1 protein-coding gene is annotated in these 1,242 nt (G+C 70.6%); it reads right to left on the reverse strand.

Translation table 11 applies throughout. The features are described 5' to 3' along the window. Positions 1-1,169, reverse strand: a 1,169-nt coding sequence (locus tag GTW58_RS13030; RefSeq protein WP_168023553.1) for an ISL3 family transposase, incomplete at its 3' end; no start/stop codon positions are given. Positions 1,170-1,242 lie beyond the last annotated feature (73 nt).

Genomic DNA, 1,242 nt, shown 5'->3' on the forward strand with positions numbered 1-1,242 from the left:
TCGAAGTAGGCCAGGATCGCGGCCTTCCACCGGCGTAAGGTCCGTCCGAGCCGGGCGATCTCCGGAATGGGACAGGACGGGAAGGCACCGAGAATCTCGGCGACGAGCCGGCGCCCCTGCTCGGGGCGGGCGTGGTAGACCGCGCGCAGCTTCTGGTAGCAATGCCAGGCAAGGGTGACCTCGTGATGCGGGTCCCCGGCCTCGAGCTTCGCGTTGAGTCGGCGGACCTGCCTCTCGGTCAGGTGCTCGGCGCCGATCTGCAGGGTGCGGCGGATCCCGTACAACGGGTCCCCGGCTCTCCCGCGGTGACCCAGAGTGTCCTGCTGCACGCGGCGGCGGACCTCATCGACGACCTGCCCGCCGAGCTTGACCACATGGAAAGCGTCGAGAACGGTGATCGCCTCCGGGAGCTCGTCGCGGATGGCATTGGCGTAGCCGTGGAACGGATCCAGCGTCGCCGTGCGGATCCCGCTCGTGAACGCCGGCCCCTGCTCGATGAGCCAGTCGCCGTAGGCCGCCCCCGTGCGCCCGGGCACCAGATCCAGCAGTCGTGCCCGGGGCCGGCCGTCCTCGCCGCGGGAGTGGTCCACGATCCCGGTGACCAGCCCAGTGCCGGGTGGGCCCACGTGGCGCCAGAGGTGCTCGTCCACGCCCAGGGCGTTCACCCCGGCCAGCCGGTCCTCGGCGGCCAGCTGGGCCTCGATGACCGGAGTGATGGCGTCCCAGACGGTGTTCCAGGCGACCCCGAGCATCTGGGCCAGGGCCGAGACCGCGATGTCGTGGCAGCGCAGCTGCGTCACCGCCCAAGCAATCGCGCGGGTGGTGAGCTTGGCCCGCGGTGCCGCCAGCTCGTGGACCTCACTGAAGGTCGTCACCTCGCACGCCGTCTCATGGCAGCGGTAGCGGCGTTTGCGCCAGACCACCCGCACGGGCACCCCGGTGCAAGGCAGGTCGTGCAGCAGCACCGCCACCCGGCCATGGCCAACGGCGAGCACCCCGCAAGCCGGACAGCCCACCAGTGACGGCACGGTCTCGACCACCAGGGTGAACGAGGAGCGGTGCCGCTCGATCGTGAGCACGTGGACATCGGGCAGGTCGAAGAGCGCGCACGCCGGCGCGCACATAGCATGGGACACGTCGAGGCCTTCGAGGACGGTTGGATTCAGCACCCCCATCCTGGAGGCCTCGACCCCTACCCGACCCCCGTGACACGCACCCCGCTTGGGCCCTTACCCACACTCA

It is taken from the genome of Kocuria subflava, from assembly GCF_012163155.1.
In the GTDB taxonomy this organism is placed as follows: Bacteria; Actinomycetota; Actinomycetes; order Actinomycetales; family Micrococcaceae; genus Kocuria; species Kocuria subflava.